The organism is Nonomuraea sp. NPDC049625 (assembly GCF_040675285.1).
In the GTDB taxonomy this organism is placed as follows: Bacteria; Actinomycetota; Actinomycetes; order Streptosporangiales; family Streptosporangiaceae; genus Nonomuraea; species Nonomuraea angiospora_A.
Genome location: NZ_JBFAOQ010000061.1, coordinates 1 through 1,429 on the forward strand (window position 1 = coordinate 1; position 1,429 = coordinate 1,429).

Annotated in this window: 1 protein-coding gene; it reads right to left on the reverse strand. The window is 68.4% G+C overall.

Annotation, left to right across the window (positions count from 1 at the left end; all coding sequences use genetic code 11):
• Nucleotides 1-33 precede the first annotated feature (33 nt).
• On the reverse strand, nt 34-1,320 hold the full coding sequence (locus tag AB0J87_RS64390) for an IS256 family transposase (RefSeq protein WP_363985925.1): 1,287 nt from the start codon (nt 1,318-1,320) through the stop codon (nt 34-36).
• Nucleotides 1,321-1,429: the final 109 nt, after the last annotated feature.

Consider the following 1,429-nt stretch of genomic DNA (forward strand, 5'->3'; position numbering starts at 1 on the left):
GAGCAATAGTCAAGACCTGTGGATCGTGAGTTCCTAGGCGGCTGTGGGGACGGGCGAGTCTGCGGGACGTTCGACGAGCTTGCCGTCGATGAAGGTGGCGCCGGCGCGGACGAGGGCGACCAGGTGGGCGCCGTTGACCGCGCGCCAGCGCCGTTGGGCGGACTCGATCAGTTTGAAGGCCATGGCCAGTCCGGCGGCGCGGGAACCAGGACCCTTGGTGACCTTGGTGCGATGCCGGACGGTGGCGAAGGTCGACTCGATCGGGTTGGTGGTGCGCAGATGCCGCCAGTGCTCGGCCGGATAGTCGTAGAAGGCCAGCAGGTCCTCGACGTCATCGGTGACCTTGGCCACGGCCTTGCCGAACTTGGCGCCATAGGCGGCCTCGAAGGCGGCGACCGCGGCCAGGGCGTGCGCCTTGCTCTCGGCGTTCCAGATCTCGGCCAGCGCTTTCTTCGCGCCCGGGTGGGCCGACTTCGGCAGCGACCCCAGCACGTTAGCAATTTTGTGAAACCAGCACCTCTGCGCTCTGGCCTGCGGGAACACCTCGGCCAGCGCCGACCAGAAGCCGAGTGCGCCGTCGCCGACCGCGAGGACTGGGGCGCGCATGCCGCGCCGGGCGCAATCGCGCAGCAGATCGGCCCAGGATTCGGTCGATTCGCGGTAGCCGTCGGTCAGGGCGACCAGTTCCTTGCGGCCGTCGGCGCGCACCCCGATCAGCACCAGCAGGCAGAGTTTGTGCTCTTCCAGGCGGATGTTGACGTGGATGCCGTCGGCCCACAGGTAGACGTAGTCGATGCCTCCCAGGTCGCGTGCGGCGAATGCGCGTTGTTCGGCTTTCCACTGCTCGGTGAGCTTGGTGATGACCGGCGCCGACAGGCCGTTGCCGGTGCCGAGGAACTGGCCCAGGGCGGGGACGAAGTCGCCGGTGGACAGGCCGTGCAGGTAGAGCAGCGGCAGTACCTCGGTGATGGCGGGGCTTTTGCGGCACCAGGGCGGCAGGATGGCCGAGGAGAAGCGCTGGCGTTCGCCGGTGGTCTCGTCGATGCGCTTGTCGTTGATGCGTGGGGCGTGCACCTCGATGGCGCCGGCGCTGGTGAGCACCTGCCGGGGTTGGTGGTGGCCGTTGCGGACGACCAGGCGGCGGCCGTGTTCGTCGCGCTCGTCGGCGAAGGCGGCGATGTAGGCGTCGACCTCGGCCCTGAGCGCTTGGGCGAGCATCCGGCGGGCGCCCTCACGCACGAGCTCGTCGATCAGCGCTGGCGACGGGGAAGAGGCCGCGGCGCGGTCGCCGTCGGCGGAGTCAGGGACTACGGTGAGCACGGGTGTGCCTTTCCGGCCGACGTTGGCGCGTCGGTCATGCTTGTGGATTCACATGATCACCGGGACGGTACACCCCTTCCCAGTGATCCACAGATCTCAAGCATTGCTC